Raw genomic sequence first — 16,110 nt, 5'->3', positions numbered from 1 at the left:
CTCCCGCACACGCGGGGGCGGGCCTCAGGGCTTTCCCGGGGACGGGGCGCCGGGCCGGGCTCAGGTGGAGTACGGCTCGAAGTCCCAGTACGGGCGGTTGCGGGAGCGGGCCGAGATGGTGTGGACGTGCTGGGCGCCGAGGACGGCGGCGAAGTCCTGGAGCGCCTCGTCCTCGATCTTCTCGGCGTCCTTGCGGCGGCGCAGTCCGCGCAGGTCGGCGGCGTTCGCGATACGGGCGGAGAGGGTCAGCGGGTGGGTGCGGCCCAGCGCCTCGGTGGCCCGGTCGACGGTGGCGCGGGAGAGTTCGGCGGCGGCCTCGGGGTCGCCGACGACATTGCGGACGGCGGAGACGTTGAGGGCGCAGCCCAGCGTCCAGGGGTGGAGTTCGCCGACGGCACGGGCCATGTCGGTGTAGGCCTGCTCGGCGTAGCGGGCGTAGTCGCGGCGCTCGCCGACGTTCCGCAGGACCAGGGCGTGGTTGGCGCGGACGCCGGCGACGAAGGGGTGGCCGGGGCCGAGCAGGGTGGTGTAGCGGTGCAGGACGGACTCGCTCAGTTCGCGGGCCTGGTCGACGTCGCCGTGCTCGCGGGCGTGGCAGCTCTGGGAGACGGTCAGGCGCAGGGTGAGCGGGTGGTTCTCGCCGACGGTGCGCTCGCAGCGGTCGAGGAGGTCGGCGAGGCGCAGTCCGGCCGCCTCGCGGTCGCCGAGGCGGTAGTGGCACAGGGCGAGGTTGTGCTCGGCGTCGAGGGTGACCGGGTTGTCGCGGCCCATCACGAGGCGCTGTTCGCGGACGTTCCTGGCCTGGAGGGACTCGGCGTCCTTGTAGCGGCCGACCAGGCGCAGGTCCAGGGCGTAGGAGTGCTCGGAGGAGAGCGTCCAGTTGTGGCGGGGGCGCAGGAGTTCGCGGCGGCGCTCCATCGTGTCCTTGTCGAGGACGAGCGCCCGTTGGTAGTGGCCGAGCAGGCGGAGCGAGACGGCGACGTTGTTGCGGGCGCTGAGGGTGCGGGAGTCCTGGTCGCCGAGGAGTTCGCCGTAGGCGTCCATGATCTCGGTGGAGAGCTGGTACGCCTCCTCGTAGCGGCCCAGGCCCCGCAGGTCGGCGGCGAGGCCGCTGGAGGAGCGCAGATAGGCGAGGTCGCGGGGGCCGTCCAGGGCGCGGAGCCGTTCGGTGGCGGCGCGCTCGATCGCCTCGGTGCCGGCGAAGTCGCCGCCGGCGCGCAGGAGGTTGGCGTAGTGGTGGACGAGGTCCCAGATGCGGGGGTGCTCGTCGCCGACGAGGCGCCGCCAGATCTCCAGGGTGCGCTCGCCGAGGGCGACGCCGGTCTTGTACTCGCCGGAGAGGTAGAGGTAGCGCAGACAGTTGAGGACGAGGTTCTGCACGGCCGGGTCGGTCGACTCCAGGGCCTGGGCGTGTTCGAGGTGGGGGACGATCTCGGCGTACCGGGGCCACAGGCGGGTGTCGGTGGGGCGGCCGGGGTCGGCGGCGGCCAGGGCGGCGCGGACGACCTGGGCGAAGGGGGCGCGGTCGGCCTCGGGCAGGTCGCGGTGGACGATCTGGTGGACCATGCGGTGGAGGTAGAACGCCTCACCGGGCAGGGCGGCGTCGTCGCCGGAGAACTCGTGGGAGTCGAGGCTGACCACGGAGTACTGGCGGAGCTGGTTGACGGCGCGGTTCCACAGCAGGGGGTCGCGGAGCAGCCCGGCGACCGGTTCGGGGGCCGCCTGGTGGTCGAGGTCGCGCAGGATGCGGACCGGGATGGTGCCGGGGGCGAAGAAGGTGCACAGGCCGAGCAGGGCGACGGACTCCGGGACGGTCTCGCGGAGCTTGTTGAGCAGTATCGACCAGGCGGTCTGGAAGGCGAGCGGGAAGTCCTGGGAGACCTTGACGATGTCCTGGTCGATGCCGCCTTCGAGGAGGGCGATGTACTCCTCGACGGAGAGGTCGGAGTCCTTGAGCCAGCCGGCCGTCTGGTCGAGGAGGAGCGGCAGGTCGCCGAGGGCCTCGGCGAGCTGCTGGGCGTCGGGGCCGCCGAGCCGGGGCGCGCGGCGCCGGACGAAGGCCACCGACTCGGCGCGGTCGTAGACGCCGATCTCCAGCATCCGGCTGTTGTGCTCGCCCCATTCGGGGTTCCGGGAGGTGATGAGGACGTGGCCGGGGCCGGTGGGGACGAGGTCGGAGATCTGGTGCGGCTCGTCGGCGCCGTCGAGGACGAGGAGCCAGCGGCCGTACGGGCGGCCCCGGCGCAGGGCGTCGCGGACGGCGCGGAGCCGTTCGCCGTACTCGGGGCCGGTGTCCAGCCGCAGCGCGGTGGCGAGTTCGGCGACGCGCAGCCGGAAGGAGGCGCGGCTCTCGGCGTCGACCCACCAGACGACGTCGTACTCGGAGCCGAAGCGGTAGACGTACTCGGCGGCGAGCTGGGTCTTGCCGACGCCGGGCATGCCGTGGAGGGTGACGACGCCGGTGCCGCGGGCGGCGTCCTGGAGGATCTGGTGGGCGTCGGTGAGGATGCGCTCGCGTCCGGTGAAGCGGGTGTTGCGGCGCGGTACGCCGCCCCAGACCTCGGAGGTGTCGAGGGGGAAGCGGGGGGCGCCCTCGGGGCTCGGTGCCTGTACCGGGGTGTCGGGCAGGCCGAGGCGGGCCAGGACCCGGCGTTCGGCCTCGTCGGCGCCGATGCCGGTGAGGTTGACGGCGGCGAGGGCGGAGGTGGCGGTGGGCAGGGAGCCGGTGGTGACCGAGACGGCGGCGAAGCGGCCGGGGTGGGTGGCGGCGACCTCGCGCAGCGCGGCGTTCCACTCCTCGTGGGTGCGGGGGCCGAGCTGGACGTACCAGCGGGAGAGGACGATCAGGACGGGGCCCGGGGCGAGGGTGAGGTCGCGGAGCGAGTCGGCGAGCGGCTCGCGGACGGAGGGGTCCCAGCGCTGGAGGACGACGCCGTGGCCGCGGCGCTCCAGCAGGCCGCCGATCCAGGCGGCCCAGGCGCGGTCGAATCCGGCGAAGCTGATGGTCACGGGCTGCGGGACACCGCCCCCGGGAGACGCCGCCTCCGGCGTGAGGAACTGACTCATGGGGCCTCTCCTGCTCCTCTGGGTGGGTCGACGGGCCGGACATCCTCCGTTCAACTTCCCACAATTGGAGCAGTGTTCACGGCCCCACACGGGTGATTCACGGAAGAAGATCAGGAAGGGTGCGTTCCGCCCTGGCGCTGGAGCCAGAGCGCCCGGGTGGTGGCGACGTAGGCGACGGCGCGGGCCAGGTGGTCGGCGGGCACCTCGGCGTGGGTGAGCCGGGTGTACGCCGTCACCATGCCCTCGGCGACGGTGCGCCCGGCGGGGGTGAGCGCGTCGGAGCCGACGAGGACCGGCAGGGCGGCGCCGACCTGCTCGCGGCGGCGGGCGTGTTCGGCCCAGGCCCGTTCGCGCCCGGGGCCCGGGGGCAGGGCGCGGGCGTGGCGGAGCCACCAGTCGGCGAGGGCAAGGTGGCTGTAGACGCCGTGCCAGAGCCCGTCGAAGGGGCGCGGGTCGGGCCGCCAGGGCGCGAAGTGGCGCGGGGCCGGGCCGGCGTGGTGGAGCGGGGTGAGGGCGGCGAGGGCGGCGAGCTTGATGTGCTGCGTCTCGTGGACGAGGGTCTCGGCGAAGCCGGCCGCGTCGGGCGGTTCGCTGCTCAGCACGGCGCCGAACGCCTCCCGCCGCGTCCCGCTGCAACTGCCCGGCGGCGGCTCCCCCGCCGTCTCCCCGCCCGGCGGCGCCAGCGGCACCAGGCAGCGCAGCAGGGTGACGGCCTCGCCGATCCGGTGCGGCCCGCCGTGGCCGAGCGCGGCGGCGGTGCCGGACCAGGACGCGCCCCAGCGTTTGCGGGCCAGGTCGTCGAGGTCGGTGATGCCGGTGAACCCGGGCTGGTCCGGGTGGTGCGGGACGCGGTACGGGTCGAGGTCGTCCAGGGGCACGGGGTGGCCGCCGGGCACGAGCGGCGGCAGGGCGTGGGCGGCGCGCCAGGCGGGGGACGCCGCCCAGGCACCGTGGCCGCGCTGCGGGCGGACGGTGACGGCCCGGGGACCGTCGGCGCGCAGGACGAGGCGGCCGCCGCTGTGGTGGGCGTCGACCGGGACGGTGCCGGGCCCGGTGCGCAGGGCGCCGAGGGTGGGCAGGGCGAGGGTGCCGCCGGTGGCGGTGAGCCTCAGCCGGAACGGCACCCCGGCGAGGACGGCCGCGGCGGCGGCGAGCGGGGCGAGGTGGGCCAGGGCGTGTGCGGCGGCGGCGGGGTCGGACGGGCCGGCGCCGGTGAGCAGGGCCAGGGCGCGTTCGGCCCAGGGGCCGACGAGGGGGGCGAGCAGCAGGGAGCGGACGGTGGCACCCCGGTCGGGTGTGGCGCGTTCGGCGGCCTCCAGCAGGGCCCAGCTCTCGGCGAGGCCGCGCCGGGCGGCGGGCGGGCAGCGGTCGGCGCCGGCCGCGTCGGCGGCGTCCAGGACGGCGCGCAGCAGCAGGAGCCGGCGCCGGTCCTGGTCGCGGGCGAGGAGCCGGAGGGTGGCCGGGGAGCCTTCGGTGCACCCCAGTTCGTACAGGACGTGGTGGGGGATCGGCTGGGTCACCGCGTTCCTCCTTCCCCGGCCGTGGTGGGGTCACGGGCCGGTCCGGTGCCGGTGGCGCGGGCCAGGGCTGCGGCCACGTGGTGGAGGAACCGCTGCTGGTCGGCGCAGTAGACGCTGGGGTGGCCGAAGCCCGCCCCGGCGCGGTGGCGGTGGGCGTAGTGGCCGCCGCCGCAGGCGTGCAGGAGGGGGCAGGCCCGGCAGTCGGCGGCGAGGGCGGCGGGGCCCGACTGGCGGGCGGCGATCCCGGGGTGGGTGAGGGCGTCGTCGAAGGGGTGCTCCGCGAGGGTGAGGCCGGTGGCGGCGGCGCCGGGGTAGGCCGACTTGAGCGAGTCGACCTGTTCGAGGGAGCCGTCGGTCTCGACGACCACGGCGGTGAACGGGTCGAGGCCGAGCGACTCGGTACCGGTCGGCAGGCCGAGCAGGGCGGCGACCGCCTCCTCGAAGAGCCGCACCCGGGTCTGCCGGCGCCCGGCCTCCCACCAGAGGTCGAAGACGGCGGCGAGCCAGTCGCCGTAGGGAGCGGGGGCGCCGGCCCGGGCGCGGGCGGGCGGGCCCGGCGGCGGGCGGAGTCCGGGGGGCGGGGCGCTCCAGTTGCCGTGCGGCAGCAGCAGGTCGACGGCGGGGGGCCGCAGCCGCAGCAGCGAGGTGTACACCTCGGCGGGGTCCTGTTCCGGGTCGACGACGAGCAGGATGCCCGCGTACGCCTCGGGGGCGTGCTCGGCGAGGAGGCGGGTGCCGCGAAGGGCGGCGGGCCAGGAGGGGCGCCCGGCGTGGTCGACGCGGGCGGTGTTGTGGCGGGCCCGGCCCCCGTCGAGGCTGACGCCGACGGCGATGCGGGCCCGGGCCAGGTCGCGGACGCGGGCGGCGGTGAGCAGGGTGGCGTTGGTCTGGAGGGTGACGCGCACCCGGGTGGGGGCGGGGACGCGGCGGCGGACCAGGGCGGCGAAGGCGGCGAGGCGGTCGGTGCCGGCCAGCAGGGGTTCCCCGCCGTGCAGGACGAGGGAGACGGCGGGCAGCCGGTGGGCGGCGGCGTGTTCGGCGATCCGGTCGGCGGTCAGCGCGAGCACCGCGTCGGAGGCGGCGGCCGGGCGGTCGCGCCAGCCGGTGTCGGGGCCCTCGTAGAGGTAGCAGTAGCGGCAGGCCAGGTTGCACCGCCCGTGCACCTTCACGATGAACTGGCGGAAGGGGTACGGGGGTCCGGCGTCCGTGGGCGGGCTCGACGGGCACGCTGATCGTGGCATCGGCACCCCCGTGTCGTCCGCCGCCCGTCCCGGGCACGGGCCGTTCCCCGCGCCCCCGGCCGGCCCGACCCGGATGGTGCCCGGTCCCCCACGGCGACGAAACCGGCCGCGCCCCCGCTGGCCTGTTGGCCCGGCCCGCACGGGGAAAGGTGGCCGAAAGAGGCGGCTGTGGAGCCGTACTCCCCGGAGTTGCCGGGGCCGGGGCAAGGCCGGAACTGAGCGCTCAGAACGAGCTGTTGAAGTTCCAGAGCATCTCGCGCGGGGCGGAGCCGCGGCCCCGGAGGTCGTCGAGGAGGGCGGTCAGGACGGGGTGGTCCAGGGTCCGCAGGGACTCCAGGTCGAGGTCGAGGAGGTCGGGCAGGACGGCGGCCGCCTCCGGCGCGGGCGGACGGGCGGGCGGGGCCTGGTGGACGGAGTCGGACATGGCGGTCCTTCCTTTCCCGGAGGCGGCCGGTTCCGCCGCTCAGGCGAGTTCGGCCAGGCGTTGCGCCGTCTGCCGGGGTGTCGGCTCGACGGTGGGGCGCGTACCGGGCGGGAGCAGGCCCCAGGCCCGGTGGGCGGCCCCGTACGCCTCGCGCGCCGCACGCGGGCGCCCCGCGGCCTCATAGGTCATACCCCGCCAGTGCTCCGCCTGAGCGCCCAGCGTCGCGGATTCCGCGGCGGCCCGTTCGGAATCGGCCGCCTCGCGGGCGCGCCGGGCGGCGTCGGCGGCGGCCCGGAAGGCGTCGGCGGCCTCGTCCAGGCGGGCCGGGCGGCCGAGGGTCTGGGCCGCCTCGAACCGGGCCTGGCCCAACTCCAGCAGGCAGCGGGCGCTCTCCAGCGGCCCGGCGGCCTCCTGGGCGGCGAGGCCCAGCAGGTGTTCGCCCTCGCGCAGGTCGACCCGGTCGCCGGTGAGCCGGTGGCGGGCCATCAGGCCGCGTCCCAGCAGCACCAGCCGGTGGGCGAAGGCCCGGTCGCCGCGCGGGGTCTCGGCACGGCAGCCGCGCAGCACCCGGACCGCCGCCACCACCCGCTCCAGCCGCTCCTCGCGGGTCCCGTCGCCGAGCAGGGCGCGCCGCAGACGCGCCTCGCCCCATTCGGCGAGCAGGGCGGCGTGGGCGGGGGCGTCACGCGGGATTCCGGGGGCGGCCTGCTCGAACCGGGCTGCGGCGCGGACCAGTTCGGCCGGGTCGCCGCTCTCCTCGTACCGGGCGGTGTGGACGCGGCCGGCCCGGGTGAGCAGGGCCGAGCGGCGGCGGGCGGAGGGGGGCGGGGTGGCGCCGAGGGCCGCTTCGACGCGGTCGGCGGCCTCCTGGTGGTACTCGGGTCCGGCGCGCAGCAGGGCGTCGGCGAGGTCGAGGAGGGCCGCCTCGCGCTCGGCGGGCTCCAGCGCCCCGGCGTCGGTGTCGGCCGCCTCGCCCTCGACGACGGTGCGCAGGGCGCGGGCCGCCTGCCGGGCGTGGGCGCGGGCCTGGTCGCCGGGGGTCCCGGTGCCGGACAGGCGGAGCAGGGTGCGGCCGTGGGCGAGGGCGAGGACGGCGGGGCGGCGGTGCTGGTCGGGCCAGATGTCGGTGAAGGCCTCCAGCATGCCGACGGCGGCCTGGAGCAGGGAGCTGTCGCCGCCCAGCCGCCACTGGGTCTCCAGGGCGCGGACCCGCGCCAGGGTGAGGCGGAGCGCCTGGTCGGGGCCGAGGCCGGGGGCGGCGCAGGCGACGGCGTACTCCCGGTCGGCGCGGCGCAGCAGGTCGAGGGCCTCGTGGCGGTCGCCGCGGCGGCGCCGGTCCTCGGCGGTGGCGTGCAGGGTGGCGGCGAGGATGTCGCGGTGGCCGGTGCGGCCGCCGGCGTCGTCGGCGGTGGCGCGTTCGGCGGCCTCGCGGGCGGCGGTGAGCAGGTCCCGGCCGCCCTGGACGCGCCAGAGCCGCAGCACCTCGCGGGCGTACCGGGCCCAGAGGGCGGACCGGGCCGGTCCCTGGCTGTTCTCGGCGGCGCCGCGCAGGAGCTGGACGGCGTCCATCAGGTACTGGACCATGCCCTCCTCCTCGTACCGCCGGGTGAGGGTGGCCGCGGCCGCGAGGACGGGGTGGTCGGCGCCGTCGGGGGCGGGCGCGGGGTCGGTGTGGTGCAGGGGGACGGTCATGAAGCGCTCCAGCACGTCGGCGGCGACCTCGGCGAAGGGCTGCGGGACGGTGGGGGCGTGCTCCTCCCCCGCCTCGCCGGCCTCGGTGCCGGGGGCGCGGCCGGGCCGGGCGGAGCGGCCGGTGGCGGGGAGCGGGCCGGTGGCGGTGGAGCGGCCGAGCTGGGCGTAGGCGAGGGCGGGGAAGTTGGGGCCGCCCTTGCCGAAGCGCTGCTCGATGTACTCGGAGCAGTGTTTGAGGACGAGCATCGCCTCGTCGCGGCCGAGCGGGCCGAGCAGTGCCTGCCGGACGCCGGGCGCGAAGTCGTACCACTGCTCCTGCTCGCCGTCGCCGGTGCCCGGTTCGTCGGTGCGGACCAGGAGGCCGCTGAGGAGGACCTCGGCGAGTTCGGCGGGGCCGGAGTCGGGCAGCATCGTGCGCTGGACCAGTTGCATGACGGGGAGGTTGAGCGGGGCGGCGGCGAGGCAGACGGCGAGCCGTCCGGCGGCCGGTGAGGCGGTGGAGCGGAACCGGCTGACCAGCTGGAGCGGGGTGAGGGTACGGCGGGCCCGGACCGGCCGGGCCGGTTCCTGGGCGGCGCTGACCCAGCCGACCGCGCCGGGGGTGCGGGCGGGTCCGGTGCCGGAGAGCAGCCGGGCCCAGGAGCCGAGGGCGGCGGCGGTGGGCGGCAGGACCGGGACGGGGCGGGCGCCGGGCGGGGGCGGCGGCCCCTCGGAGACGACCTTGAGCAGTCCGGCCCCGCTGACGCCCTGTCCGCGCCGCAGGTCGCCGAAGGTGACCTGGAGCCGGGTGCGGGGCCACAGGCGTTGCGGCAGGGGCTGGAGGACGGCGACGGGGCCCTGTCCGGCGAGCCGGTGCAGGGTGCGGTGGGCGGCGCCGCTGTGCCAGAGGGGCCCGGCGCAGTCGCTGACCAGGAGGGTGACGCGGCGTCCGGTGGCGTCGACGAGGCGGTCGGTGGAGTGCAGGGGCGCGCCGTCGCGGCGCGGGCTGCGGCTGACGGCGGCCCGGCCGTCGTCGGTGGGGTGGAGGTAGCGGACGTGCAGGTCGCGGAAGGCGCCGAGGCCGCCGAAGACCTCCCGCAACTCGTCGAAGAGCCGCTGCCAGACCCGCATCGAGCCGGAGGCGTCGAGGACCAGCTGGAGCAGGGCCTCACGGCGGTTGACGGGCCGGAAGACGGGCAGCACCAACCCCCCGGCACGGGCGGTGAGTTCGGCGGTGGCGCCCTCGTCCAGCACCTGCCGCCGGGAGGCGGCGCCGGTCCGGTACGCCTGGAGCGGGCGGAGCGCACGCTGAAGTCCGAGCGGGGAGGCGAGCACCGCGGCGGCGGGCACCCCGACCGGCAGCGCGCCGGTGGCCGGGCCGTCGTCGGCGACGGCGAACGGCCGGGTGTGCAGGGGTACGCGGGGCTCGGCGCCGGGCTCGCTCGCAGGCCCGGGCGGTGCCACCGGGCGGCCGGGAAGCGGCTCCACGGCCGGTCCGGTGCTCGGTGTGGCGGGGCCCGGCCGGTCCTGGGCGGCGGCCTCGGGCGGGGTCTCCCGCTCCGTCCCGGCGGCCGGGGGGTCGGCCGGGGCGGGGGCGGGGGCGCCGGTGCGGGCGGCGAGCCAGAGGGCGTCGAGGAGGTGTTCGGCGTCGACGTCGAGCCCTGCGTCGCGCAGCCGGGCCACCAGCTCGGGCAACGGGTCGCGGGGCGTTCGCCGCTGGGGCGGGACGGGGGGCCGGTCAGGGTGGCCGTCCGGGCCGTGGCGGGCCGTGGCTCCGGTCATCCTCGCTCACCTCGGCCGGTCGAGTCGCTGGATGAGCAGGTCGGCGAGGCGCTCCCGGTCCAGGTCGGGGGCGGTCTGGGTGAGGTGGATGGCGTTGAGGAGCTGGTCGGCGGCGAGGAGTTCGCTGCGGGAGCGCTCCAGGAACCGGACGATCAGGTCGCCGCCGCCGCGTTCGCGGTCGTGGCCCAGGTGGGCGCGGACGAAGCTGGCGAGCCGGGCGTGGTCGGGGCGGCCCAGCTCCAGGTGGATGCAGCGGCGCATCAGCGGGGCGGGGAAGTCGCGTTCCTCGTTGCTGGTCAGCACGGTGAAGGGGAAGGCGGTGCACTGGACGCGCCCGTCCTTCACGGGGACGCGGCGCCCGTCGTGGGTGAGGACGTGGGCGGTCCGGTCGGGCAGCCGGTCGGCGATCCGCTGGAGTTCGGGGATGGTGAACTCGCCCTCCTCCAGCACGTTCAGGAGGTCGTTGGGGAGGTCGATGTCGCTCTTGTCGAGTTCGTCGATGAGCAGGACGCGGGGCAGTTCGCCGGGGAGCAGGGCGGTGCCGAGCGGGCCGAGCCGCAGGTAGTCGCCGATGGACTCGACGGAGCCTGGGGCTCCGGGTTCGGTGGCGGTGCCGCTGTGGGCGGCGATCTGGACGTCCTGGAGGCGGGCTATCGCGTCGTAGTGGTACAGGCCGTCCTGGAGGGTGGAGCGGCTGACGACGGGCCAGCGCAGCACGTCGCCGAGGCCCAGTTCGTCGGCGACCGAGTGCGCGAGGCTGCTCTTGCCGACGCCGGGGCCGCCGGTGACGAGGAGGGGCCGGCGCAGGTAGAGCGCGGCATTGATGACCTCCAGCTCCTCGGCCTCGGGGCGCAGCGAGACGGCCTGGTCGCGGTAGGCGCCCAGGCGGCGCGTCTCGGTGGTGCCCGCTCCCTCGCGGCGGCGGAAGTCCCGCCAGGGCGGCGGGTCGGGCAGCCGGAGGATGCCGTCGTGGGGTTCGCCGGCGCCTCGGTAGATGAGCCACTCGCCGGACTCGTCGGTCGCGCTCATAGCAATCCTCGTGGTCGCTGGGTCGCACAGGTCTCGGGCGGCCGGGCCCGGGGGCCGGCCGGTCGGCGCCGGTTCGCGGCTCACGGTAGCGAGCCGCACGGCGGGTCGTCAGGTGGTTGTTCAGAGTGGGGCGAACAGGTCGTCGGAGCCGGGCAGCGGCTGGTGCGGATCGTCGTACAGCAGGGCCACACCGTCGGCCCAGAAGCTGTCGGTGCGCCCCTCGGCGAGGGCGGCGCGCAGGGCGTGGACCAGGCCGGGGAGCCGCTGGGCGGTACGGGCGCGGGCCAGTTCGGCCTCGGCGCGCCGGTGGAACTCGGCGCACATCCGCTCCGGTCCGCCCGTGCCCCGGCGCCACAGCGCGACGCCGAAGCCGCCGTCGACGAGCCGGGCGAGCGCCTCGGCGGAGCCGGCGTGCCCGTACCCCCGGTAGTGGCAGAGCACCGGCACCGACGCGTGGGCGAGCGAACGCAGCTGGTCCGTCGACGGTACGGGTACCCGCGTACCCGCCTCGCAGTCCAGGACCCTGCCGCGGATGCCGGGGGCGAGCGGGGCGTCGTCGTGGGTCCAGCGCCAGCGGTGGTACCGGTCGGCGACGGGGTCGGGCCCGCCGGCGCCGCCGGGTGGTTCGGCGGGCCGGACGACGACCGGGCGGAGCCGGCCGAGCGGCGGCCCGCCCGGGCCGGCCGGCCAGGTGTCGACGGGCAGGCCGAGCACGTCCCGCTCCAGGGCGACCTGGAGCAGGGCGGGCGTGCCGGGCTCGTCGGCGAGGGTGAAGGCGCGGGCGAGGGGTCCGGCGAGGCGCGCGGGCAGCTCGGCGAGCGGGGTTCCGGTGTGGTCGTCGTGGAGCGGCTCGGGCTCCGGCGGGTCGGGCGGGCCCTCGGCCGGGGCTCCGGCGGGGCGGGGCGGGCCGGGCGCGGGGAGCAGGCCGATCCGCCAGTCGAAGCTGTCCTGTTCCCAGGGGCGGCGGGTCAGTTCGAGCAGGACGCTGTGGCGGGTGCCCCGGGCGGGGTCCTGGGGCGGCGGGGGCGCGGGGGCGGCGGCGTGGCGGCGCAGTTCGGCGGTGATCTCGCCGCGCACCGGCCGGTCGAGGGCGGCGGTGGTCCGGTGCAGCCAGGTGCGCAGGGCGGCCTCGGCCTCGGCGGTGCCGGGGTCGTGGTGGGAGCGCGGGGTGTGCAGCACCGCGACCACGTAGCGGAGGACGGCTAGGCGACGGCCCTCGTCGGTGGCGTGGCTCTCGTAGAGCCCGCCGAGTCCGTCGCGCCAGGCGCGGGGCGGCGGGACGGTGCGCGCGGCGGAGGCGCAGCCGGGGACGGAGCGGAGCAGCGCGGTGAGCCCGGCGGTGGAGGGCGGCGGCGGGAGTTCGCCGAGGGCGCCGAGGAGCAGGGTCCGCTCGCGGGGGCCGAAGGGGACGGTGCGGGCGCCGTCCAGGACGGCCTGGGTGTCGGCCCAGGCGGGCGGCGCACCGTCCCGGTCGGCGTGGCGCAGCCGGTCGCGGTGGAAGCGGTCGTGACCGCGCAGAACCTCCTGGTAGAGGTCGCCGGGGTCGGGCGCCGGGTCCGGCGGCGGCCAGGCCGCTCCCGCCGGGTGGCCGGGGCCGTGGTCCTCGGGGGCGTACGCCCGGGAGTGCGCGCCGGAGCCGGCGGGGGCGGGCGCGGCGGCGGGCGGGGGGGCGGTGGCGACGGGGAGGTGGCGGAGCTGCCCGGTGCGGACGGCGGTGCCGCCCTGTTCGCGGGTGCGGCGGGACTTGACCAGGGCGACCACCTCGCCGCGGTGCGGGTCGAAGACCGGGCCGCCGGAGACGCCGTCGGGCAGGTCGTCGTCGCCGAGCCGCAGCTCCTCGTCGGCGCCCCAGCCGATCCGGCCGAGGACGGTGACGGTCCCGTCGTACCTGCTGAGGCGGTGTCCGGAGCGGAACCAGCCGGCGAAGCCGAGGAGCAGCCCGGAGCGGCCGCCGGCCTGGCGGCCGTGGTCGGTCAGCGGCTGCTCGGCGAGGTGGACGCAGGCGTGGTCGGCCGGCTTCTGGAGGCGGATCAGCGCGAGGTCGGGCGCGGCCCATCCCTCGCCCGGCCGGGGCGGGGTCTCGGGCAGCGCGACGGCGACCTCGCCGGGCACCACAGCGGGCGGACCGCCTGGCTCCGGCTCATGGACGACGTCCACAAGGCCCCCTCCCTCCGCCAGCGCCACATGGGCACAGGTCAGCACCCAGTTCGGCGCGACGAAGAAGCCGCTCCCGAGAAAGGTCCGGACGCCCTCGTCCGGCCCGCTGGGGTCATACCCGGGCCGCCGTCCATGGATGCGTACGGTGGCCGCCGCGATGAGGTGTTCCAGGGGCGGTTCGTCCCCCGCCGCCGCGCCCCTCGCGCCGGTGGCGCCCTCCCCCGTCACGGGACGGCTCCGGCGCCGCTCCCCCCGTGCCCTGGCCGCCCCGGTGCGCGGGAGGGTGCGCCCCCTCGGTCCCGGCCCGGCGGCCCGTCGGCCTCCGGGGCGCCGGGCCCGGCGCCGTCCTCCTCGGCCGGCGCCTCGTCGAGCTCCGGCGGTCCGCCGTTCTGCCAGGTCAGCGTCACGGTGAGGGCCGCCTTGGCCTCGCCGTCGGCGAGCAGTCCGACGACCTTGCCCGCCTTGCCGGTCAGTTCGATCCCGAACTCGACGCTGACCTCGTCGGGCCGGACCGCCCGCAGCCCCTGGGCGACCGACCTGGCCACCCCGGTGATCAGCCCGCCGAGCCCGGCCACCTGCGCCTGGACCCGCTCCCCGGCCCGCCCGGCGAACCCGGCGTCGGTGTAGAGCGGCGCCCCGTCCGGCAGTTCCAGCTCGTCGGCCTGCGAGATCCGGGCCCAGACGGGCGTGCCGTCGGGCAGTTCGACGTACGCGACCCGGGGCCGGTCCGCCTCCTCGGCGGTCACCGGGCGCACCGCCCGGGGCCGGGAGCGCGTACCCGGGCCTCGCGCCGGGGCGCGCACGGGCGAGCGGTGCGCGCCGTGCGCGGGGTTGCCGTTGCTTCCGCGGTCATGCTGGGGTCCCCCCGTCTCCCACGTCTCCCCTGTACCTGCCCGTGGGGGGTGCAGGGTAGACCCCGGCGGCCGGGGGTGGCGAGGGCCCGGCGGCCCGCGCGGGGGCCCGCCTATCATGGGTCGGCGGCCCGCGGCGGCCGCCCGTACCCCTTGCGACCTGTGACGGAGCACCCCATGTACTTCACCGACCGCGGCATCGAGGAGCTGGAGAAGCGGCGCGGCGAGGAGGAGGTCACCTTCGAGTGGCTCGCCGAGCAGCTGCGCACCTTCGTCGACCTCAACCCCGACTTCGAGGTCCCGGTCGAGCGCCTCGCCACCTGGCTGGCCCGCCTCGACGACGAGGACGAGGACGAGTAACGGCACCGGGCCCCGTCGCGGGCCCGGGCTCCCTCAGTCCGGCGGCACCGGGAGACGCGCCCGGTCGCTCCTGAACCGGTCGTAGGCGAGCCCCGCGATCCCCTGGGCCACCAGCAGCCCGCCCGCCGCCGCCCAGCCGCCGCTGCGCCGCCCGAGCCCCCAGAGCCCGAGGGCGCTGCCCGCCACCAGGTGCGCCGCCGCCAGCAGCCGGGCCCGGCGCCCCCGCATCAGCGGCCCGACGACGCTCGCCTCGACCAGCTCGGGCCGGACGACCTCCCGCCAGCCGGCCCGGTCCGTCCGCCGCACGCCGGGTGCCATCCCCGCCGCCTCGGCCAGCGCGTCGGCCGGGCGGACCGGCACCAGCCCGGCCGGCAGCGCGAGCCCGGCGTGCGCCAGCACCGCGAGGACGCCCCGCAGCCGCGCGGCCCCGTCCGCCTCGGAGTCCGGCCGGGTCAGCGCGTCCAGCGCCTCAACGGCGAAGACCGGGTCGAGCCCGAGCCGCCCGGCGAAGGTACGCATCGCCTCGTCCTCCCCCGCCGGGGTGCCGTCCGCCAGCCACACGTACCCGACGGGCCGCCGGACGCCGGAGGCGAGGCTGAAGCCGGCGCGGCCCGCGTCCCACCAGAGAGCGAGAACCGGCCAGGGTGCCCCCACGGCGAGCGCCGCCGCCCAGCCGTCGAGCACGAGGTCGACCGGTTCCTCCTCGCCCTGCCAGGACAGGTCCGCGGGCACCAGCACGCTCCACCCGCCACCGGCGGGGGCGAGCAGCATGGGGCGCCTGAGCAGGACGGCCGCCGGGGCCACGGCGTCGGGGGCGGCCCGGCAGAGCAGCAGCCCGCCGGTGCCCCGCAGGGGCTGTTCGAGGTTCCGCGCGGCGTCCGTCGGCATGGTGCACACGCTAGGACAGAACGAACCATCGTGCCTTTTCGGCCACTTTCCCCTCCTCGGCCACCCCTCCCCCTCCCGAGCCCTTGACTTCCGCCGACCGCGATATATCGTGTGTCCCAGGTGATGCGATATGACGCGTTGCCGTGCGCCAGGCCGAGGAGGTCAGCACCATGTCCGAGTCCGAATCCGAGTCCCCACACGCCGCACCCCCCGTGCCCGGGGCGGAAGCGGAATCCCATCAGGGCGCGGACGGCGGGACGGACGACGGCACCTGGTCCGTGGACGCCCCGCGCCGGATGTCCTTCGACGGCCCCGTGACGACCCTCCGCGTCCGCGTGGTCAACGGCGCGGTGAACGTCGTGGGTTCCCCCGACCCCACCACCCACCTGGACATCTCCGAGCTGTCCGGCCGCCCGCTCACGGTGCGGCGCGAGGGCTCCACCCTCACGGTCGAGTACGAGGAGTTCAGCTGGCAGGGCCTGCGCCGCCTGATCGAGCGCGGCAAGCTCCCCGACCCGCGCACCCTGGACCATCGCGCCGTCGTCTCCGTCGCGGTGCCGGACTCCGCCCGGCTGGAGGTCCGCGCGGTCGGCGCGGACACCGTCGTCTCCAGCCTCGCGGGCCCGGCCAACGTCAAGGCCGTCTCGGGCGAGACCACCCTGGTCGGCCTCTCCGGCGCGGTGCGGGCGGACACCGTCACCGGCCGTGTCGAGGCCCAGTCGGTGACCGGCCCCCTCACCGTCGCCTCCGTCTCCGGCGACCTCACGGTGGTGGACGGCACGAGCCCCAGCCTCCACGCCGACTCGGTCAACGGCGACATGATCGTCGACATCGACCAGGCCGACTCCCCCGCCGACATCGAGCTGTCCAGCGTCTCCGGCGAGATCGCCGTCCGCCTCCCGCACCCGGCGGACGCCCGCGTCGAGGCCAACACCACCAGCGGCTCCCTCTCCCACGCCTTCGAGGACCTGCGGGTCTCCGGCCAGTTCGGCATGAAGAAGATCACCGGCAAACTGGGCGAGGGCAGCGGGCGCCTGAAGGCGAGCACCGTCTCCGGCTCGATCGCCCTGCTGCGGCGCCCCGCCTCCGACGCCGCACCGAACGACAAGAAGGTGCTCTGA

General features: G+C 77.2%; 11 protein-coding genes. 2 read left to right on the top strand and 9 right to left on the bottom strand.

Annotation, left to right across the window (positions count from 1 at the left end):
* Nucleotides 1–60 precede the first annotated feature (60 nt).
* The 8 genes from fxsT to IF45_RS0107020 form a co-directional block, all read right to left on the bottom strand.
* Nucleotides 61–3,066 (bottom strand): FxSxx-COOH system tetratricopeptide repeat protein, encoded by a 3,006-nt coding sequence (gene fxsT, locus IF45_RS0107055; RefSeq protein ID WP_030306277.1) that lies wholly within the window; start codon nucleotides 3,064–3,066, stop codon nucleotides 61–63.
* Nucleotides 3,067–3,176: 110 nt separating this feature from the next.
* Nucleotides 3,177–4,586: an aKG-HExxH-type peptide beta-hydroxylase gene (locus IF45_RS0107050; RefSeq protein WP_030306276.1), complete on the bottom strand. Its 1,410-nt coding sequence runs from the start codon at nucleotides 4,584–4,586 to the stop codon at nucleotides 3,177–3,179.
* On the bottom strand, nucleotides 4,583–5,827 hold the full coding sequence (locus IF45_RS0107045; protein WP_051720674.1) for an FxsB family cyclophane-forming radical SAM/SPASM peptide maturase: 1,245 nt from the start codon (nucleotides 5,825–5,827) through the stop codon (nucleotides 4,583–4,585). The genes IF45_RS0107050 and IF45_RS0107045 overlap by 4 nt, the downstream gene beginning before the upstream one ends.
* 223 nt (nucleotides 5,828–6,050) lie before the next feature.
* A complete protein-coding gene (gene fxsA / locus IF45_RS0107040; protein ID WP_030306274.1) occupies nucleotides 6,051–6,251 on the bottom strand; it encodes an FxSxx-COOH cyclophane-containing RiPP peptide in 201 nt (66 codons plus the stop codon).
* Between the two features lie 39 nt (nucleotides 6,252–6,290).
* The gene (locus IF45_RS0107035) at nucleotides 6,291–9,704 is read right to left on the bottom strand and encodes an SAV_2336 N-terminal domain-related protein (RefSeq protein ID WP_030306272.1); all 3,414 of its coding nucleotides are present in this window, start codon (nucleotides 9,702–9,704) and stop codon (nucleotides 6,291–6,293) included.
* A gap of 6 nt (nucleotides 9,705–9,710) precedes the next feature.
* Entirely contained in the window at nucleotides 9,711–10,733 is a 1,023-nt protein-coding gene (locus tag IF45_RS0107030) for an AAA family ATPase (RefSeq protein WP_030306270.1), read from the bottom strand.
* A 120-nt stretch (nucleotides 10,734–10,853) separates the two neighbouring features.
* Complete coding sequence (locus tag IF45_RS34245) at nucleotides 10,854–13,118, bottom strand: VMAP-C domain-containing protein (protein WP_030306268.1); 2,265 nt, start codon at nucleotides 13,116–13,118, stop codon at nucleotides 10,854–10,856.
* Complete coding sequence (locus IF45_RS0107020; protein WP_030306267.1) at nucleotides 13,115–13,636, bottom strand: CU044_2847 family protein; 522 nt, start codon at nucleotides 13,634–13,636, stop codon at nucleotides 13,115–13,117. Before IF45_RS0107020 ends, IF45_RS34245 begins: the two co-directional genes overlap by 4 nt.
* A 282-nt stretch (nucleotides 13,637–13,918) precedes the next feature.
* Between IF45_RS0107020 and IF45_RS0107015 the strand changes: the two genes are divergently transcribed.
* Nucleotides 13,919–14,101 (top strand): DUF6104 family protein, encoded by a 183-nt coding sequence (locus IF45_RS0107015; protein ID WP_003961784.1) that lies wholly within the window; start codon nucleotides 13,919–13,921, stop codon nucleotides 14,099–14,101.
* Between the two features lie 33 nt (nucleotides 14,102–14,134).
* Here the strand turns inward: IF45_RS0107015 and IF45_RS0107010 are convergent, their stop codons facing one another.
* Nucleotides 14,135–14,989, bottom strand: coding sequence for a hypothetical protein (locus IF45_RS0107010; protein WP_015507114.1), 855 nt, complete (start codon nucleotides 14,987–14,989; stop codon nucleotides 14,135–14,137).
* Nucleotides 14,990–15,159: 170 nt separating this feature from the next.
* On the opposite strand from IF45_RS0107010, the gene IF45_RS0107005 reads away from it, so the two are divergent.
* Nucleotides 15,160–16,110 carry a DUF4097 family beta strand repeat-containing protein gene (locus IF45_RS0107005; protein ID WP_030306261.1) on the top strand — a complete coding sequence of 317 codons (951 nt, stop codon included), beginning with the start codon at nucleotides 15,160–15,162 and terminating at the stop codon, nucleotides 16,108–16,110.

Source organism: Streptomyces albidoflavus (genome assembly GCF_000719955.1).
GTDB lineage: Bacteria > Actinomycetota > Actinomycetes > Streptomycetales > Streptomycetaceae > Streptomyces > Streptomyces albidoflavus.
This window is presented reverse-complemented; position numbering and strand designations above follow the sequence as displayed.